Source organism: Streptomyces sp. NPDC003035 (assembly GCF_042888285.1).
Lineage (GTDB): Bacteria > Actinomycetota > Actinomycetes > Streptomycetales > Streptomycetaceae > Streptomyces.
On the sequence record NZ_JBIAPJ010000001.1, the window covers coordinates 712737 to 730517 of the forward strand.

General features: G+C 70.9%; 14 protein-coding genes and 1 tRNA gene. 7 read left to right on the plus strand and 8 right to left on the minus strand.

Going from position 1 to position 17781, the window contains the following annotated elements; genetic code table 11:
* Positions 1-61: 61 nt before the first annotated feature.
* The 3 genes from ACFYV5_RS03180 to ACFYV5_RS03190 are packed head-to-tail and all read right to left on the minus strand — an operon-like array spanning position 62 to position 5203.
* On the minus strand, positions 62-2233 hold the full coding sequence (locus ACFYV5_RS03180) for an acetate--CoA ligase family protein (RefSeq protein ID WP_389163671.1): 2172 nt from the start codon (positions 2231-2233) through the stop codon (positions 62-64).
* On the minus strand, positions 2233-3492 hold the full coding sequence (gene frc / locus ACFYV5_RS03185; RefSeq protein WP_389163674.1) for a formyl-CoA transferase: 1260 nt from the start codon (positions 3490-3492) through the stop codon (positions 2233-2235). Before frc ends, ACFYV5_RS03180 begins: the two co-directional genes overlap by 1 nt.
* Positions 3493-3508: 16 nt before the next feature.
* The gene (locus ACFYV5_RS03190) at positions 3509-5203 is read right to left on the minus strand and encodes a thiamine pyrophosphate-binding protein (protein ID WP_389163676.1); all 1695 of its coding nucleotides are present in this window, start codon (positions 5201-5203) and stop codon (positions 3509-3511) included.
* Positions 5204-5348: 145 nt separating this feature from the next.
* Here ACFYV5_RS03190 and ACFYV5_RS03195 point away from each other — a divergent pair, with 145 nt between their 5' ends.
* The 3 genes from ACFYV5_RS03195 to ACFYV5_RS03205 are packed head-to-tail and all read left to right on the plus strand — an operon-like array spanning position 5349 to position 9102.
* Entirely contained in the window at positions 5349-6545 is a 1197-nt protein-coding gene (locus ACFYV5_RS03195) for a succinate--CoA ligase subunit beta (protein ID WP_389163679.1), read from the plus strand.
* A gap of 15 nt (positions 6546-6560) precedes the next feature.
* Positions 6561-7463 (plus strand): succinate--CoA ligase subunit alpha, encoded by a 903-nt coding sequence (gene sucD, locus ACFYV5_RS03200; protein ID WP_389163682.1) that lies wholly within the window; start codon positions 6561-6563, stop codon positions 7461-7463.
* 55 nt (positions 7464-7518) lie between these two features.
* Positions 7519-9102 (plus strand): aldehyde dehydrogenase family protein, encoded by a 1584-nt coding sequence (locus ACFYV5_RS03205; RefSeq protein WP_389163685.1) that lies wholly within the window; start codon positions 7519-7521, stop codon positions 9100-9102.
* 50 nt (positions 9103-9152) lie between these two features.
* Here the strand turns inward: ACFYV5_RS03205 and ACFYV5_RS03210 are convergent, their stop codons facing one another.
* Positions 9153-10421, minus strand: a complete 1269-nt coding sequence (locus ACFYV5_RS03210) for a DUF2254 domain-containing protein (RefSeq protein ID WP_389165041.1) — start codon at positions 10419-10421, stop codon at positions 9153-9155.
* Positions 10422-10694: 273 nt separating this feature from the next.
* Between ACFYV5_RS03210 and ACFYV5_RS03215 the strand changes: the two genes are divergently transcribed.
* Positions 10695-10782, plus strand: a tRNA-Leu gene (locus tag ACFYV5_RS03215).
* Positions 10783-10825: 43 nt separating this feature from the next.
* Here ACFYV5_RS03215 and ACFYV5_RS03220 read toward each other — a convergent pair.
* From ACFYV5_RS03220 to ACFYV5_RS03235, 4 genes are all read right to left on the minus strand, one after another.
* Positions 10826-13837: a DEAD/DEAH box helicase gene (locus ACFYV5_RS03220; RefSeq protein ID WP_389163688.1), complete on the minus strand. Its 3012-nt coding sequence runs from the start codon at positions 13835-13837 to the stop codon at positions 10826-10828.
* A 69-nt stretch (positions 13838-13906) separates the two neighbouring features.
* Positions 13907-14623 (minus strand): class I SAM-dependent methyltransferase, encoded by a 717-nt coding sequence (locus tag ACFYV5_RS03225; RefSeq protein ID WP_389163691.1) that lies wholly within the window; start codon positions 14621-14623, stop codon positions 13907-13909.
* A complete protein-coding gene (locus ACFYV5_RS03230; protein ID WP_355115962.1) occupies positions 14592-15038 on the minus strand; it encodes a hypothetical protein in 447 nt (148 codons plus the stop codon). The genes ACFYV5_RS03225 and ACFYV5_RS03230 overlap by 32 nt, the downstream gene beginning before the upstream one ends.
* Positions 15039-15043: 5 nt before the next feature.
* Positions 15044-15505 (minus strand): ATP-binding protein, encoded by a 462-nt coding sequence (locus ACFYV5_RS03235; protein WP_389165044.1) that lies wholly within the window; start codon positions 15503-15505, stop codon positions 15044-15046.
* Positions 15506-15760: 255 nt separating this feature from the next.
* Here ACFYV5_RS03235 and ACFYV5_RS03240 point away from each other — a divergent pair, with 255 nt between their 5' ends.
* The 3 genes from ACFYV5_RS03240 (at position 15761) to ACFYV5_RS03250 (ending at position 17745) form a co-directional block, all read left to right on the plus strand.
* Complete coding sequence (locus ACFYV5_RS03240; protein ID WP_355115958.1) at positions 15761-16624, plus strand: helix-turn-helix transcriptional regulator; 864 nt, start codon at positions 15761-15763, stop codon at positions 16622-16624.
* The gene (locus ACFYV5_RS03245) at positions 16625-16861 is read left to right on the plus strand and encodes a DUF397 domain-containing protein (RefSeq protein ID WP_015037566.1); all 237 of its coding nucleotides are present in this window, start codon (positions 16625-16627) and stop codon (positions 16859-16861) included.
* Between the two features lie 77 nt (positions 16862-16938).
* On the plus strand, positions 16939-17745 hold the full coding sequence (locus ACFYV5_RS03250) for an SAM-dependent methyltransferase (protein WP_389163696.1): 807 nt from the start codon (positions 16939-16941) through the stop codon (positions 17743-17745).
* Positions 17746-17781: the final 36 nt, after the last annotated feature.

Sequence of the window (17781 nt, forward strand, 5' to 3'; positions counted from 1 at the left end):
TCCCTTCGCACCGGGGCCCGCGGCGAGCGGCCGCCGCGAGCCCCGTGGTTCGAGCTGTCGCTCAGCTCATCGACCGCCCCCCGACGCCGCCCTCGTCCAGCAGCCCCGCCGCCCGGGCCCACCGGTACTTCGCACCGAGCACCGCCACGGGAAGCTCGGTCGTGTACGGATACGCCACGACACCCCGCTCGAACAGGTACCGGCAGGCCTCCTCCACCTCGACGTCGCCCGCGAGCGAGGCCACCACCGGCTTCTCGATGCCGCGCTCCCGGAACTCCGCCACCACGCGCGCGGTGAGCTCGGCGAAGACCATCGGGGGAGTGACGATGGTGTGCCAGTAGCCGAGGACGAGCGCGTGGATCCGCGGATCCTCCAGGCCCAGCCTGATGGTGGCCTCGTACGTCGACGGCGGCTCGCCGCCCGTGATGTCGATGGGGTTGCCGGACGCCCCGAAGGGCGGGATGAACGCCTTGAAGGCGGCGTCCAGATCGTCCGGGATCTCCATCAGCCGCAGCCCGTTGTCGACGATCGCGTCCGACAGCAGCACTCCTGACCCGCCCGCGCCGGTGATCACGACGACGTTGTCCCCCCGCGGCGCCGGCAGAACGGGCAGGGCCCGCGCGTACTCCAGCATGTCGCTCAGCCCCGGGGCCCTGATCACCCCCGCCTGGCGCAGGATGTCGTCGTACACCGCGTCGTCGCCCGCGAGCGCGCCCGTGTGCGAGCCCGCCGCCCTCGCCCCGGCGCTGGTCCGCCCCGCCTTGAGGACGACCACCGGCTTCTTCGGAACGGTCCGCCGGGCCGCCTCGACGAAGGCCCGCCCGTCCTTGAGGTCCTCCAGGTGCATGGCGATGCACTCGGTACGGGGATCCTCACCGAACCAGGTGAGCAGGTCGTCCTCGTCGATGTCCGACTTGTTGCCGAGTCCGACGATCGCCGACACACCCGTCCGCGTGGTGCGGGCGAAGCCCAGGATCGCCATCCCGATGCCGCCCGACTGCGAGGTCAGCGCCACGCCGCCCTTGACGTCGTACGGTGTGCAGAACGTGGCGCACAGGTCCTGCCAGGTCGAGTAGTACCCGTAGATGTTCGGGCCCAGGAGCCGGATGCCGTACCGCTCGGCCACCGCGACGATCTCGTCCTGGAGGGCGTGCTCACCGGTCTCGGCGAAGCCGGACGGAATGAGCACCGCGTTGGGGATGCCCTTGCGCCCCACCTCCTCCAGAGCCGACGCCACGAACGGAGCGGGGATCGCGAAGACCGCCACATCCACCTCACCGGGAACGTCCGTGACACTCTTGTACGCCTTGCGGCCCAGGATGTCATCGGCCCGGGGGTTCACCGGATGGATCTCGCCGGGGAAACCGCCGTCGATGAGGTTGCGCATCACCGAATTGCCGATCTTCCCCGGTTCGTTGGAGGCCCCGATCACCGCCACGGCGGTCGGCTGCATCAGCCGCCGCATGGAGCGCAGGATCTCCTCACGGGTGTATGTCCGCCGTGGCGTGGGCGGTTCCGACGCCAGGATCACGCGGATGTCGGCGGCCGTCGCGCCTTCCGGTGTGGCGATCACCGGATTCAGGTCGACCTCGGCGATCTCCGGGAAGTCGGTGACCAGGTGGGAGACGCGCCGGATCTGCTCGGCGAGCGCCCACCGGTCCACGGCCGGCGCCCCGCGCACCCCGCGCAGGATCTCCGCCGCCCGGATGGAGTCGAGCATCGACACGGCCTCGTCGGCGGTCACCGGGGCGAGCCGGAAGGTGATGTCCTTCAGCACCTCCACCAGCACCCCGCCGAGCCCGAAGGCGACGACCTTCCCGAAGGCCGGATCGGTCACCGCCCCGACGATGACCTCCTGGCCCGGCGGCAGCAACTGCTGTACCTGGACCCCGTCGATGCGGGCCTCCGGGGCGTAGGCCCGGGCGTTCTCGACGATCCGGCAGAACGCCTCGCGGACCTGGGGCGCGCCCTCCACGCCGACGACCACACCACCCACGTCGGTCTTGTGCAGGATGTCGGGGGAGACGATCTTCAGGACGACCTTGCCGCCGAGCCGGTCGGCCTGCGCCACCGCCTCGTCGACGTCCCGGGCGAGCGCCTCGCCCGGAACGGCGATCCCGTACGCGTCGGCGAGCACCCTGCCCTCGGGTGCGGTGAGCGCGGTGCGCCCCTCCGCCCGTACGGCGTCCAGCAGGTCCCGTACGGCCTGCCGGTCGAAGCTGTGCGCCGTCACTAGATCACCCCACTCGTCTTCAGCAGCCGCAGCTCCTCGTCGCCGAGGCCGAGCTCGCCGATGTACACCTCTTCGTTGTGCTCGCCGAGCAGCGGTGACGTGACCACGTCCACCGGGGAGTCGGAGAGCTTCAGCGGGGAGCCGACCGTGGTGAAGCTGCCGCGCTCGGGGTGGGCGACCTCTACCACCATCTCGTTGGCGACCAGCGAGGCGTCCTCGATGATCTCCTTGGTGGAAAGGATCGGACCGCACGGAATGCCGCGGGCGTTCAGCAACTCCAGCACCTCCCACTTGGGCAGGGTCGAGGACCACTCCTCGATCAGCTGGAACATCTTGGAGAGCTTGGGCAGCCGGGCCTCCGGCGTCGCCCACTCCGGGTCCGCGGCGAGCTCGGGCCGGCCGATGAGCTCCGAGATCGGGGCCCAGCCGACCGGTTGGACGATGACGTACACGTAGTCGTTCGGACCGCCGGGCGCACACCGCACCGCCCACCCCGGCTGGCCACCACCGGAAGCATTACCCGAACGGGGGACTTCCTCGCCGAAATCTTCGTTGGGATACTCGGAGAGCGGTCCGTGGGACAACCTCTGCTGGTCCCGCAGCTTCACCCGGCACAGATTCAGCACCGCGTGCTGCATCGCGACGTTCACCCGCTGCCCCCGCCCGGTGTTCTCGCGCTGGAAGAGGGCCGCCAGAATCCCGGCCACGGCATGGACGCCGGTGCCGGAGTCACCGATCTGGGCGCCCGTCGCCAGCGGCGGTCCGTCCTCGAACCCGGTGGTGGCCATCGAGCCGCCCATGGCCTGAGCGACGACCTCGTACGCCTTGAAGTCGGTGTACGGGCCGTCCCCGAAACCCTTGATGGAGGCATAGACGATTCGTGGATTGATCTCCTGGATGCGTTCCCAGGTGAAGCCCATCCGGTCGACGGCTCCCGGGCCGAAGTTCTCGACCATGACGTCACTGCGCCGGATCAGCTCGGTGAGGAGCTCCTTGCCGCGCCCGGTCTTCGTGTTGAGGGTGATGCTCCGCTTGTTGCAGTTGAGCATCGTGAAGTAGAGCGAGTCGACGTCCGGGATGTCCCGCAACTGCTTGCGGGTGATGTCACCGGACGGAGCCTCCAGCTTCACCACGTCGGCGCCGAGCCAGGCGAGCAGCTGAGTGGCGGACGGACCGGACTGCACGTGCGTCATGTCGAGGACGCGGATGCCCTCAAGAGCCTTGGTGCCCTGCACCGTGGTGCCCTGTGCCTTGGTCATGACGGAGACCGACCTCTCACTTGTACATGGTCTGGTTCATGGTTCCGGGGGCGTACGCGTCGGGGTCGACCCAGACGTTGATCAGGGACGGCAGCCCGGACTCGCGGGCGCGGCGCAGCGCCGGGCCGATGTCGGCGGGGTCCCGCACCTCCTCGCCGTAACCGCCCAGCATCTGCGCGAACTTGTCGTAGTGGACGTCGCCGAGGGTGTTGCCGACCCGCTCGCGCTCCAGGCCGTACTTCTGGGCCTGGCCGTAACGGATCTGGTTCATCGAGGAGTTGTTGCCGACGATGCCGACGAAGGGGAGGTTGTAACGGACGAGCGTCTCGAAGTCCCAGCCGGTGAGGGAGAACGCGCCGTCGCCGAAGAGCGCCACCACCTCCTTGTCCGGGCGCGCCTGCTTGGCGGCCAGGACGAAGGGGATGCCGACGCCCAGCGTGCCCAGCGGCCCCGGGTCCATCCAGTGCCCGGGTGACTTGGGCTGCACGACCTGACCGGAGAAGGTGACGATGTCCCCGCCGTCGCCGATGTAGATGGAGTCCTCGGTCAGGAAGTCGTTGATCTCGCTGACCAGACGGTACGGGTGGATCGGCGAGGCGTCCGAGCGCAGCTGCGGCAGCCGCTTCTCCAGCGCGGTCTGCTCGGCGGTGCGCAGCTCCTCCAGCCACCCCTTGCGCTGGGTGGCACCGCCGTTGAGCCGGCCGCTCGCCGCCTCGGTCACCGACTTCAGGATCAGCCCCGCGTCGCCGACGATCCCGAGGTCGATGTCCCGGTTCTTGCCGACGGTCCGGTAGTCCAGGTCGATCTGGACGACGGTGGCGTCCGGGGAGAGCCGCTTGCCGTAGCCCATCCGGAAGTCGAAGGGGGTGCCGACGATGACGATGACGTCGGCGTTGGAGAAGGCGTAACGCCGGGAGAGCTGGAAGTGGTGCGGATCGCCGGGCGGCAGGGTGCCGCGTCCCGCCCCGTTCATGTACGCGGGGAGGTTGAGCGTCCGTACGAGTTCGACGGCGGCGTCCGTGGCCCGCGTCGTCCAGACCTGGCTGCCCAGCAGGATCGCGGGCTTCTCGGCGTGCACGAGCAGATCGGCGAGCCTCTCGACCGCCTCGGGATCGCCGGCGCTGCGGGTGGACGCCCGGTACTGCCCGGCCTTGGGCACCCGAGCCTTCTCCACCGGGACGGTGGCGTCCAGGACGTCGCGCGGGATCTCCAGGAAGGAGGGCCCCGGCGCGCCGTGGTAGCACTCGCGGAACGCCATGGAGACCATGTCCGCCGCCCGTGCCGTGTCCGGCACCGTCGCGGCGAACTTGGTGATGGGCGTCATCATGTCGACGTGCGGCAGGTCCTGCAGCGAGCCCATCTTGTGCTGCGTGTGGGCGCCTTGGCCGCCGATCAGGAGCATGGGCGATTCGGCGCGGAAGGCGTTGGCGACACCGGTGACGGCGTCGGTGGTCCCGGGCCCCGCGGTGACCACCGCGCAGCCAGGCTTGCCGGTGATCCGGGCGTAGCCGTCCGCTGCGTGCGCGGCCACCTGCTCGTGGCGTACGTCGACGACTTCGATGCCCTCGTCGACACAGCCGTCGTAGATGTCGATGATGTGGCCGCCGCAGAGCGTGTAGATGACGTCGACGCCCTCCGCCTTGAGGGCCTTGGCGACGAGGTGTCCACCGGAGATGCGTTCCTGCTGGGGCTGCTGGCTGTCGTCGGGCATGGCGAAGTCCTGTCCCTTCGTAGGGGCTTGAGGTGCTGTCGCGGTCGATTGCATACAGTCGACGAATACTGTATGAAGCTTGTTATCCCGCATCGCCCGGATGGTGTCCAGAGGGTGTGCGGCACTTTCGAGACAGGGAGCCGAGATGGACCTGTACGAGTACCAGGCAAGGGAACTCTTCAAGAGCCACGGCATCGCGGTCCCCGACGCGACCGTGGCCGATCACCCCCGAGAGGCCCGACGAGCCGCCGAACTCCTCGGCGGGCGTGTCGTGGTCAAGGCGCAGGTGAAGACCGGCGGCCGGGGCAAGTCGGGCGGGGTCAAGCTCGCCGCCGACCCGGCCGCCGCCGAGATCACGGCACGTCAGATCCTCGGCATGGACATCAAGGGCCACACCGTGCACCGGGTGATGATCGCCCAACCCGTCGACATCCAGGACGAGTTCTATGTGAGCTACGTCCTCGACCGGGCGGCCGGCGCCTTCCTCGCCATCGCCTCGGCCGAAGGCGGCATGGACATCGAGGGGGTCGCCGCCACCCGCCCGGAGGCCGTCGCCCGCATTCCCGTCGACCCGGCCGAAGGCGTCACCGAGGACAAGGCCGCCGAGATCGCGGCCGCGGCCGGACTGCCCCCGGAGGCCGCCGACGTCCTGTGCCGCCTCTGGCAGGTCCTCGTCCGCGAGGATGCCCTCCTCGTCGAGGTCAACCCTCTCGTCCGTACGGCCGGCGGCACGATCCTCGCCCTCGACGGCAAGGTCACCCTCGACGACAACGCCGCTTTCCGCCAGGCCCGTTGGGGCGAAGCACCCGACGCCCCGGCGCCCGCCGCCCCAGCACCTGACACCTCAGCACCCGACACGCCGGCAGCCGTGGCCGGCCCGCCGCCATCCGAGTCGCTGGAGGCCGCGGCCAGGGCCCGAGGACTCAACTACGTCAAACTCGACGGTGAGGTCGGCATCATCGGCAACGGCGCCGGACTCGTCATGTCCACCCTCGACGTCGTCGCCGGCCGCGGCGCCCGCCCCGCCAACTTCCTCGACATCGGCGGCGGAGCCTCCGCCCAGGTCATGGCCGACGGCCTCGACGTGATCCTCTCCGACCCGGACGTGAGCGCCGTGCTCGTCAACGTCTTCGGTGGCATCACCGCCTGCGACGCCGTCGCCGAAGGCATCGTCCAGGCCCTCGAAACCGTCCACCTCACCAAACCACTCGTCGTGCGCCTCGACGGCAACAACGCGGCGCGCGGCCGCGCCATCCTCGACGCCCGCGCCCACCCCCTGGTCGAACAGGTCACCACCATGGACGGCGCCGCCGCCCGCGCAGCCCAGCTCGCCACCCGCTGAAGGGATGTGAACCCCATGGCCGTCTTTCTGACCAAGGAGAGCAAGGTCCTCGTCCAGGGCATGACCGGCGCCGAGGGCAGGAAGCACACCCGCCGTATGCTCGCGGCGGGCACGGACGTCGTCGGCGGAGTCAACCCGCGCAAGGCCGGCAGCACCCTCGACCTCGCGGGACGCGCGATCCCCGTCTTCGGCTCCGTCCGCGAAGGGATGGACGCCACCGGCGCCGATGTCACCGTCGTCTTCGTCCCGCCGCCCTTCGCGAAGGCGGCCGTCCTCGAAGCCGTCGACGCGGGCATCGCCCTCGCCGTCGTCATCACCGAAGGCATCCCCGTCCACGACACCGTGGCGTTCCAGGCGCACGCCCGCGCCCACGGCACCCGCATCATCGGCCCCAACTGCCCCGGCCTCATCAGCCCCGGCCAGTCCAACGCGGGCATCATCCCCGCCGACATCGCCCCCGAGCCCGGCCGCATCGGCCTCGTCTCCAAGTCGGGCACGCTCACCTACCAACTCATGTACGAGCTCAGGGAGTACGGCTTCTCCTCGGCCGTCGGCATCGGCGGCGACCCCGTCGTCGGCACCACCCACATCGACTGCCTCACCGCCTTCGAGGCCGACCCCGACACCGATCTGATCGTGATGATCGGCGAGATCGGAGGCGACGCCGAGGAACGCGCGGCCGAGCACATCGCGGCACACGTCACCAAACCCGTCATCGCCTACATCGCCGGATTCACCGCCCCCGAGGGCAGGACCATGGGCCACGCCGGCGCCATCGTCTCCGGATCGTCCGGTACGGCCGAGGGAAAGAAGAAGGCCCTGGAAGCGGCGGGGGTACGGGTCGGCTCGACGCCCACCGAAACCGCCGGACTCGTCCGCGCCCGACTCGCCGCCCCGGGCGGCCATACCCGCCCCTGACGCGGCCGTCCCAGCCACCCGCCCCGACTGCGCACCGAGATGCGGAGAACCCTTCATGGCCCCCACCCCAGCCCCCACCGCTACCCCCACATCGGCCCCCACCCCAGCCCTCATCCTCAAGCCCGGCACCGCCTGGACCGACGCCTGGCAGCGCTGCCTGACCACCGCCCCCGAGGCGTTCCACGACGAGAGCGTCCGCAACCTCTGGGCCGGCACCTGGCAGCCGGACGGCCGGGCACTCCCCGCCACCAGCCCCGTGGACGGCCGCCCCATCGCCGGCCCGCCGCGCCTCGACACCACCACCGCGCACCAGGCCGTACGCGCCTCGCTCGACCAGCACCGCGCCTGGCGGCACATCCCGCTGCCCGAACGCCGGGCCCGGGTCTCCGCCGCCCTCGACGCGCTCACAGCCCACCGGGAACTGCTCGCCCTCCTCCTCGTCTGGGAGATCGGCAAGCCCTGGCGGCTCGCCCAGGCCGATGTCGACCGCGCGATCGACGGCGTGCGCTGGTACGTCGACGGCATCGACCCCATGCTGGCCGGCCGCACCCCGCTGCCCGGTCCGGTCTCCAACATCGCCAGCTGGAACTACCCGATGTCCGTCCTCGTCCACGCCATGCTCGTCCAGGCGCTGGCCGGAAACGCCGTCATCGCCAAGACCCCGACCGACGGCGGACTCGCCTGCCTCACCCTCGCCACCGCGCTCGCCACCCGCGAGGGCATCCCGCTCACCCTGGTCAGCGGCAGCGGCGGCGAACTCTCCGAAGCCCTCGTCCGCGCCCCCGAGATCGGCTGCGTCTCCTTCGTCGGGGGCCGCGACACCGGGGCCCGGATCGCCACCGCGGTCGCCGACCTGGGGAAACGCCACATCCTGGAGCAGGAGGGCCTCAACACCTGGGGCATCTGGAACCACACCGACTGGCCCGCGCTCAGTTCCGTGATCCCCAAGCTCTTCGACTACGGAAAGCAGCGCTGCACCGCCTACCCCCGGTTCGTCGTCCAGCGCACCCTCTTCGCCGACTTCCTCGCCGCCTACCTGCCACCCGTCCGCGGCATCCGCTTCGGCCACCCGCTCGCCGTCGAGCACCCGGAGGGCGACCTCCCCGACCTCGACTTCGGTCCGCTCGTCAACGCCGCCAAGGCCAAGGAGCTCGGCGACCAGGTCGCCGAGGCCGTCGACCGCGGGGCGATCCCGCTCCACCACGGTTCCCTCGCGGACGGCCGCTTCCTGCCGGGCCAGGACACCTCCGCGTACCTCGCGCCGGTCACGCTCCTGAACCCGCCCCCGTCCTCACCTCTCCACCACGCCGAACCCTTCGGCCCGGTCGACACGATCGTCCTGGTCGACACCGAGGCGGAACTCCTCGCCGCGATGAACGCCTCCAACGGAGCCCTCGTCGCCACGCTCTCCACCGACGACCCGGAGACGTACGACCGACTCGCCCCGCAGATCCGCGCCTTCAAGACCGGGCACGGAAAGCCGCGCTCCCGAGGCGACCGCGAGGAGCTCTTCGGTGGCTTCGGCGCCTCCTGGCGCGGAGCCTTCGTCGGTGGAGACCTGCTGGTCAAGGCCGTCACCGAGGGCCCCGAGGGGGAGCGGCTCCCCGGCAACTTCCCCGACCACCACCTGATGCCCTGACAGGGGCCCCCCGTCCATCCGATGCCCAGACGCCTCGAATCCCCCGCCGCTCAGCCGATCCCCTGCCGGTCCGGCTCCAGGGCGAAGGCCCGGTCGGCCGCCTCCGGCACCGCGCGCTCGACCCGCTGCACCAGCAGCGCGCGGTGCCGCAGCAGTGGCTCCCTGCGTTCCTCCGGGGCCAGCTGGAGCAGATCGTCGAGCCCGGCCAGCATCCGCCGTGACACCTGCGGGCTGTCCGCCACGCAGCCCCGGACCTCGGTGAACCCCAGATCCACCAGATCGGTCCACCCGGGTCCCAGCTGCACCAGCCGGACCGCGCCCGCGCGGTCCCGGTGATGCACGGCGCCCAGCGGCCGGTTCGCGAGCGCCGCGAGGAGCTGGACGATCCGGTCCAGGCACTGCACGGCGGTCGTCGGATCGTTGACCGCCGGGGAGAGCGCCCGCAGGGCGATGTCGGAGAGCTGCCGCATCCCGAAGCCGAGATCCTGGTGGAAGGTCCGCTCGACCCCGACGGAGATCGCCGAGGCCAGCCGCCGCGGCACCTGCCCGCCGTGGACGGCAAGGATGCGGGTCCCCGGCACCACGAAGTCCCCGATCCGGGGCAGGAGCCGCAGCACGACCCCGTGCCGGCGGGCGCCCCGCACCAGCCACGCCACGTTCACGTCCCGCAGCACCCCGGCGCGCCCCCGGTGCACCAGGAACGCCGTGGGCTCCCCGAACTCCGCCACCGCTGCCTCGTGCCCCGGCTGCTTCGCCAGCACGGACAGCGACTCGGTCGTGATCCGCTCCACCACGTGCCCCACGCGCATCAGCCGCAGCGTCGTATTCACGTACGCCACGAAGAGCAGCAGGCTCAGCCCCACCATCAGCAACGTCAGCACCGACTGCACCAGCGGCACGTTCGTCACGGTCCGGGCATCCGCCTCGCTCTCGTACGAGGTCAGCACGAGCAGGGACAGCAGAAAGGTCGACAGGAAGACGGAGAACGTCGCCTTGGTGATCCTGCTCCGGATGAAGATCCGCACCACCCGCGGACTGAACTGGCCGCTCGCCATCTGCACGGCGACCAGCGAGATGGAGAACACGACACCGATGAAGGTCATCATCGCCGAGGAGATCGTCGTCACGATCGTCTTGGCGTCGTCGGCGATCCCGATCAGGTCGGAGATCTCCTCGTACGCCTCCTCGTCGCGGAGCCATCCGACGATCGTCTCGTCCAGCGTCGCCGCGCCCGTCCACAGCGCGAACACCACCACCATCGACGCGACCGGGGCGAACCAGAAGGTGTCCCGCAGATGCTCCCGCAGCGGCGACAGCATCCGGGGCCTGCGGTACGTCGACCCGCCGTACTCGGAGAGCCTGCGGTTCTTGGAGAGGTAGCTCACCCAGCGCAGGCTAGGCGGCACCGCTCTCCACTCCTCGTAGCCGCACGGCGACACTCTGTACGTCGCGTCGGGCGCCCGGACTCGATCAAGGCCGTCGAGGCCGCCGCACCCCACTGACCACGGGAAACGTGGGTGAAAGGCACCTCGAACCCCTGGTAGAGTTATCCATGTCGCCGCGGGGAACACCCCAGAACGACACAACACCTGGTCCGGGTGGCGGAATGGCAGACGCGCTAGCTTGAGGTGCTAGTGCCCTTTATCGGGCGTGGGGGTTCAAGTCCCCCCTCGGACACCATGAAAGTGCTGGTTGAGATGATCTCAACCAGCACTTTCTTTTTTCAGGACCGGATCTCGTTGTACGCGGCCAGCCAACCCGAGGCCTTCCGGTCCCCGCGGGTGAACACCACAGCGCCGCAGCCCTCCGCTTCCGGGTCCGGTGTCGTATGCGTCGCGCGCTCGGCCAGCAGCGCGCGGTACTGGTCGGGCGGAAGCGCGCAGTCGCGGGGTGGCGTGGTGCCCGGCCAGTCGGGGGAGGCGATACCGCGGTCCCGGGCGGCTCGCCACAGGCGGGGGACCAGGTGTGGGGCGAGAGGGGCGGTGGCCATGCGCTCACACATCCACAACAGACGGCCCGCGCCCCGCGTCGGGCCGAGGGCGCGCCAGCGGATGCGCTGGGCGAGGTCGGACGCGACGACACCGATCCAGGGGCTGACCGTGCCGAGCGGGCCCTGCGCGCCGAGCCACGCGAGGTAGCGGCGGGCCTCCTCGAGGACGTTGGTCATGCTCTCCACGGGGATGCCGAGGACGTAGCCCGAGCGGCCGCGGAAGAGATGCGGGCTGTGGGCGATCAGAAGGAGCACAGCCCGGGCCAGATCCCCGGCGACAGGCTTCGCCTCCTCGTCGGCCGGCTCGTCCCGGGCGTCGGCGTCGGCCCGACCGCCACCCCGCAGCACCTGTAGGAGCGCCCGGCGCGCGCGGTCGGTGAAGGGTGCCTGTTCGAGTACGGGCAGCTGCGTGCTGAGCAACGCCGCCAGCAGGTCCTCGGCGTCTTCCGGGGAGCCTGGGACGGGGGCTCGACCCAGAGCCTCCGACAGGGCTCGGGCGGGGTCCGTGTCGACCATGAAACGGCTCGTCAGCTTCCCCAGCGCGGTCGGCTCCCAGCGTCCGTCGCCTCTGTCCTGGAGGTGTCCCGAGGCGAGCAGGAAGCCGCCGGCCTCGTGGACCGGGTCGACCGAGTCGTGTCCCTGGTGCATGGCGAAGGAGCGGCCCCACCACTCCTCCGCGTCGGTCAGCGAGGTCAGCCGACCCTGCACCGCCTCCGCGAGGAGATGGTCGGGCAGCCGGTCGTCCAGACGGGACCTCACGGTGTACCCGGCCGCCAGCCGGGCCTGCCACTCGGACCGGTCCGTCTCGTCGGTCAGGAGGAAGGCCCAGCCCTCCCGTTCGCCCGCGCCGACACGGCCCGCCCGGCCGAACATCTGCTGCACCATCGAGACCTCGATGCGGTCGAGACCGATCGTCGTGTCGTTGACGATCACGGCCCGAGCAGGCAGGTTCACGCCGGCCGCGACGGTCGACGTCGCCACCAGTACGTCGGCCTCACGGCTTCGGAACGCTTGCTCCGCCTCGCGCTTGAACGGCCAGTCGCGGTAGTGGAGCCGTACGCCCGCCTTGGTGCAGACCCGCTCGACGGCCTCCGCGTCGTCGGCGTCCACTCCGGCTGTCGGGAGGCCCCGGTCGGCCGCCAGAGCCAGCGCTGTCGCCCGTACCCGTCGCTTGCTTCCGCAGAAGACGAGCACGCTGCCCCCGTCCTCGCGGACCGATCGGGCCAGTCCCACCGTGGCGTTCGTGCGCACCGCCGCGCGCGCGTTCCAGTCCGGGGCGTCCGCCGTGGGCAGCACGGGGAGCTGCCAGGTGAGCCGGGTGGGGCGCCACGAGGTACGGACGAGACGGGCGCCGAGCCAGTCGGCGACCTCGTCGGCATTGGCCGCGGTGGCCGAGAGCCCGACGATCCGGACGCCGGCGGTGTCCTCCCGTACCCGGGTGAGCAGGGCCTCCAGTACCGCGCCGCGGCTCGGATCGCCGAGCAGGTGGATCTCGTCGACGACGAGGCAGCCGACCTCCGCGAGCGCGTCACGCAGCGAGCCGGCACGACAGATGGACTCGAACTTCTCGGTGGTGGCGACCCAGACATCGGCCGTGCGGATCAGCTCGGCGTCGACGGCGAACTCGCCGGTGAGCCGCACGACATGGAGACCGTGGTCGCGCCAGAGCGCCAGCTCGCGGTCGAGTTCGTCCGTGAGAGAGCGCTGCGGCACCAGCCACGCCGCCTTCCGGCCGGCGGCGTGTGCCTTGAGGGCGGCCATCATGCCGATGGGCGTCTTGCCCGCCCCTGTCGGGGCCACGACGAGCAGGTGGGTGTCGTCGCGGAGTACCTCCGGGACCGCCGCCGACTGGGCCGGATTGAAGGTGGGGTGCGGCAGTAACGCGGCCCAGTCCGGGGGGACGAGATCCGTGACGGGCACGAACACGGCTTCGTGCGTGCCCTCCGGGAGCTCCTCCAACGCGTCCCACTGCGCCGCGAAGGAGTCGCGCGCCGCATGGGCGCCGGGTCCGGCGACGGGCGCCGCGGTCGCTCCTGTGGTACGGGTGGGATGCGCCACCAGGTCGGTGCGGCCACCCACGTCGCCCACGGTTCCCACCTGTTCGGACTCCACCCAGTACGTGGCCGTACGAAAGGGGAGCCCCAGCTCGGTGAGATGGGCGCGCAGGGGAGCGAAGGCAGGGCCCTCCGGGAGGATCACCCGGACGTCATCGGCGGCGGCGACCGCGTCCGCGGCGGGTCGCCAGGCCGGGTCCGTCACTTTGCACCACAGCAGGGCACGCCGTTCGGGCTCGCCCGGGGCGGGCAGGTCTTCGGGCCAGGCGGGGCGGGGCGACCGGGCCGGCCAGGCGGGGCGGGGCGGCCGGGCCGTGGGAACGGCTGTCGCGGTGGCGCGCGTGCCCCGCTCGTCACGGGAGGGTGCGGGGCGGGCCGGACGGGGGACGCGCGCCGCTGCCCCGGACGCGCGGCCGGTCGGGGCGGTGAGCTGCTCGTAGGTCTTCAGCCCCAGGTCGGCGAGGGTGAAGGCGGCCGGACAGCCGGGGCAGACGAGGGCCACATAGCGGTAGACGCGGCCCCCGGATTCGTACGGTCTGCGCAACGCGTGCAGAGGGGTGGCGCAGGTGGGGCAGGCGCGCGGAACCTCGTCCTCGTAACTCCAGCCCGGTTCGGCGAAGCGCGGGACGATCGCCCCGGTCAGCGCCACCCCCCAGCGCTGCAGCAGGATCTCGGCGACCGTCGCATCCATGATCTTTTCCCGTCCATGGGGCGACTCTGGCACCGCTTGATCCACTCCCGCCAGCGGTTTCGGCCAAGGTCACACGAACTGCTTCCGCGCCACCACCAGCCTGCACCGCGGACTGCCGTCCTCCTGTCGCCCCAGCGCCTCGATCGGCAGCGTCTCCACCGAGAACCCCGCCCCCGTCAGCCGTTCCCGCACGTCCGCCAGCCCGAAGGTGCGGTAGTACATGACGAAGCGCGGCCGCCACACCGCGTTCCGGATCCGCATCGCCGCGTCGAAGCCCAGCAGGGTCCAGTACGGCAGCGAGCCCACCCGAGGAGGAGCCGGGAGGGGGAAGGCGAGGAGGCCGCCCGGACGGAGGACGGTGTGGGCCTGGGTGAAGAGTCTCGACTGCTCCGCCGGGAGGAAGTGGCCGAAGGCGCCGAAGCTGACCGCCAGATCGAAGGAGGGGGCGAAGGGCAGCGCCAGGGCGTCCGCGCGGACCAGTGTGGCCGTGGGGTGGGAGCGGCGGGCCTCGGTCAGCATGCCCCCGCTGAAGTCGACGCCCGTGATCCGGCCCGTGCACAGCGAGCGCAGGACGGAGAGGCCCGCGCCGGTGCCGCAGCACAGGTCGAGGCCCGTGTCGAAGGGGCCCAGGGGGCGCAGGGTGTCCGTCACCGCGTCCAGGACGGGGTCCGGAGTGCGGAACGGGGTCTCGTCGAACTTCCGCGCCAGCAGGTCGTAACCGTGCTCCACCGAGGAGAGGGCCTGGACGGCCAGCTCACGGACGGTCGGGCCCTGAGGGGTGAACATGATCCGACAGTACGCCGTCACCCTGCGGAGGAACGAGCGTCCAGGACGGAGAGGACCCGGTCAGCTGACAGCTCAGCAGGTAGAGCGGGATCGGCGGGGTGTACGGCGACGTGCCGTCGGGGCGGTGGATCAGGCGGGGGCGGCGGTCCGGGATCTCCGCTCCGGGGGCGTAGCAGGCCGGCATCGGCCACCTGACGTCCAGGTCGGAACCCGTCGGGACGAGCCACCACCACCAGTCGGTGTCCGCGTAGACACAGCCCTTGGAGGGGAGCCGGGACAGGATCCGGAAGCCGTAGCGAGCCGGTACGCCCACCGCGTCGCAGCCCAGGGCGGTGCGGAAACCCGGGGGGACGACCAGGCGGGTCGAGCCGGTCTCCGCGGCCCTGCGGGAACGCGGCGTCAGGAGTGTCGCCATCGACCTCAGCACGTGTGCCCCATGCCGTGGGCCAGTTCGGCCCAGACGACCCGCGCCGTTCCGTGGCCCGTGCGGTCCGCGCCCCACGCGCTGCACAGTCCGTCCACGAGCAGCAGCCCGCGGCCGCGCTCCTCCTCGCCGCAGTCGCGGATGCGCGGGTCGCCCGCTCCGCCCTCGTCCCGTACCGCTATGCGCAACTGCTCTTCTCCCTCACGCAGTTCACAGATGACATGGCCGCTCGCGGTGTGCACTATCGCGTTGGTGACCAGCTCGGAGACGATCAGCGTCACCGTGTCGCGGACCTCCGGGTCGCAGCCCCAGAGGACGAGTCGCTCCTCCGCCAGTCTGCGGGCGCGCGACACCGAGGCGGTGCGGGCCGGGAGCTCGAAGGCGAAGCGGCGGACCTCGGGGCGGGCCGAGTAGGCGACATCCGTGCGGAGAGCATCGGTTCGTGGGCGCTGGGTCATGACGCGGGGGCTCGTCACACCCGAGGGGAGCGCGTTACCAGAAGCCACGACCGGTTCCTCACAACAGTGGGTAAGCAGTGCCGTGCATCGCCCCCGTGGCGGCGCGCGGCAGCAGCGCGTACTGGTTCACCGGAATACTTTGCTCCCGAAGCGGACACTTGGCAAGTGGCACTCTGAAAATTGCAGAGTGCTGTGTTCTCTCTGGCCCTGTTCATGGCACACTCAACCGAAACAGCGCGTCGGGGAGGTCTGAGAGTGAGCGAGCCGCGGTCCGCCCCCACGGTGGGACAGGTCGTTCTCGGCAAGCGTCTGCAGGATCTGCGCGAGCGGGCCGGCCTGAAGCGGGAGGAGGCCGCCAAGGTCCTTCGCGTCGCTCCGGCCACCATCCGGCGCATGGAGACGGCGGAAGTCGCGCTGAAGATCCCGTACGTCCAGCTCCTGCTGAAGGCGTACGGCATCACCGACTCCGAGGCGGAGGGGTTCGTCGCCCTCGCCGAGGAGGCCAACCTCCCCGGCTGGTGGCAGCGGTTCCACGACGTGCTGCCCGGCTGGTTCTCCATGTACGTCAGCCTGGAGGGGGCCGCGAGCCTCATCCGGGCCTACGAACCGCAGTTCGTCCCCGGTCTGCTGCAGACCGAGGGATACGCCCGCGCCATTCTGCGCAGCGGGGCCGTCGGCGCGAGCAGTGCCGAGGAAACAGAGCGTCATGTAGCCCTGCGGATGGAGCGGCAGTCCCTGCTGACCAGGGACGACGCACCGAAGTTCTGGGTGATCATGGACGAGACGGTCCTCCGCCGACCGGTCGGCGACGGGCCAGAGGTGATGCGCGACCAGCTCGACCGGCTGCTCGAAGCGTCCGAGCTGCCGAACGTCACCCTGCAGATCGCGGAGTTCGCGTCCGGCCACCACCCCGGCACCTACGGACCGTTCGTCCTCTTCCGCTTCGCCGTGCCCGAACTCCCGGACATGGTCTACAGCGAGTACCTGACCGGCGCCGTCTATCTCGACGCGCGCCCCGAGGTGGCCTCCCATCTCGAGGTCATGGACCGCATGGCGGCCCAGGCCGCGACTGCACAACGTACGAAGGAGATCCTCAAGGATCTCCGCGAGGAGCTGTGAATGGATCGCATATACAACGGCATGCCCGCCGCGGAACTCGGTGCCGAGGGATGGCACAAGCCGTGGAGCGGCGGGAACGGGGGCAACTGCGTGGAGGCCATGAAGCTGGCCGACGGCAGAGTCGCCGTGCGACAGTCCGCAGACCCCGAGGGACCGGCGCTCATCTACACCCACGGCGAGATCGCCGCGTTCATCCAGGGAGCGAAATCCGGTCAGGCCGACTTTCTGCTCACCTGACCCCTTCCGTCACACCCCTACCGTCGCGTAACTCTTGCTGTCATCACCGTAGTTCTCTCCGCCGACCAGGAGCCCCGATGAGCCAGGACCCCGCAGCCGTACGGATCGACACCAGCAAGCCGCACCCCGCGCGGATGTACGACTGGTTCCTGGGCGGCAAGGACAACTACCCGGTCGATGAGGAGATGGCGCGGCAGCTGCTCACCGTCGACGCCCGCGGCCGGGACATGGCCCGGGTCAACCGGGCCTTCATGCACCGCGCCATCCGCTGGCTCAGCGCCCACGGCGTACGGCAGTACCTGGACATCGGCACCGGCATCCCGACCGAGCCCAACCTGCACCAGATCGCCCAGCGGGCCGCGCCCGAGTCCAGGATCGTCTACTGCGACAACGACCCGATCGTGCTCGCTCACGCGGCCGCCCTCCTGCGCTCGACCCCCGAAGGGGCCACCGAGTACATCCAGGCGGACGCCCGCGACCCGGAGATCATCCTCGAAAGGGCCGGAAAGGTCCTTGATTTCGACCAGCCCATCGCCCTGTCGATGCTCGCCCTGCTGCACTTCGTCGGGGACGAGGACGGGGCGTACGACCTGGTCGGCAAGCTCGTCGACAAGCTCGCACCGGGCAGCTACCTCGTTCTCTCCCATGTCACGGGCGACTTCGACCCGGAGGGGGCGGCCAAGGCCGCCGGCATGTACAAGGCCCGCGGGCTGACGCTGCGGCCGCGCTCGCGCGACGAGCTGGCGGCGTTCTTCGACGGTCTGGAGTTCGTCGAGCCCGGCGTCTCCCTCACCGCCGAGTGGCACCCGGAGCTGGGTGAGCCCGTCCCGGTCATGGGGGACGACCCGATTCCGGGCTGGGCCGCCGTCGGACGCAAGCTCTAGCGATCCACCGGTACGCACGGGCCCGCGGCCGTCACA

Coding starts and splice junctions, on each gene's coding strand:
- frc (WP_389163674.1), bottom strand. CDS start 3,492: ATGACCAAGGCACAGGGCACCACGGTGCAGGGCACCAAGGCTCTTGAG.
- ACFYV5_RS03190 (WP_389163676.1), bottom strand. CDS start 5,203: ATGCCCGACGACAGCCAGCAGCCCCAGCAGGAACGCATCTCCGGTGGA.
- ACFYV5_RS03195 (WP_389163679.1), top strand. CDS start 5,349: ATGGACCTGTACGAGTACCAGGCAAGGGAACTCTTCAAGAGCCACGGC.
- sucD (WP_389163682.1), top strand. CDS start 6,561: ATGGCCGTCTTTCTGACCAAGGAGAGCAAGGTCCTCGTCCAGGGCATG.
- ACFYV5_RS03205 (WP_389163685.1), top strand. CDS start 7,519: ATGGCCCCCACCCCAGCCCCCACCGCTACCCCCACATCGGCCCCCACC.
- ACFYV5_RS03210 (WP_389165041.1), bottom strand. CDS start 10,421: ATGCTGTCGCCGCTGCGGGAGCATCTGCGGGACACCTTCTGGTTCGCC.
- ACFYV5_RS03220 (WP_389163688.1), bottom strand. CDS start 13,837: ATGGATGCGACGGTCGCCGAGATCCTGCTGCAGCGCTGGGGGGTGGCG.
- ACFYV5_RS03225 (WP_389163691.1), bottom strand. CDS start 14,623: ATGTTCACCCCTCAGGGCCCGACCGTCCGTGAGCTGGCCGTCCAGGCC.
- ACFYV5_RS03230 (WP_355115962.1), bottom strand. CDS start 15,038: ATGGCGACACTCCTGACGCCGCGTTCCCGCAGGGCCGCGGAGACCGGC.
- ACFYV5_RS03235 (WP_389165044.1), bottom strand. CDS start 15,505: ATGACCCAGCGCCCACGAACCGATGCTCTCCGCACGGATGTCGCCTAC.
- ACFYV5_RS03245 (WP_015037566.1), top strand. CDS start 16,625: ATGGATCGCATATACAACGGCATGCCCGCCGCGGAACTCGGTGCCGAG.
- ACFYV5_RS03250 (WP_389163696.1), top strand. CDS start 16,939: ATGAGCCAGGACCCCGCAGCCGTACGGATCGACACCAGCAAGCCGCAC.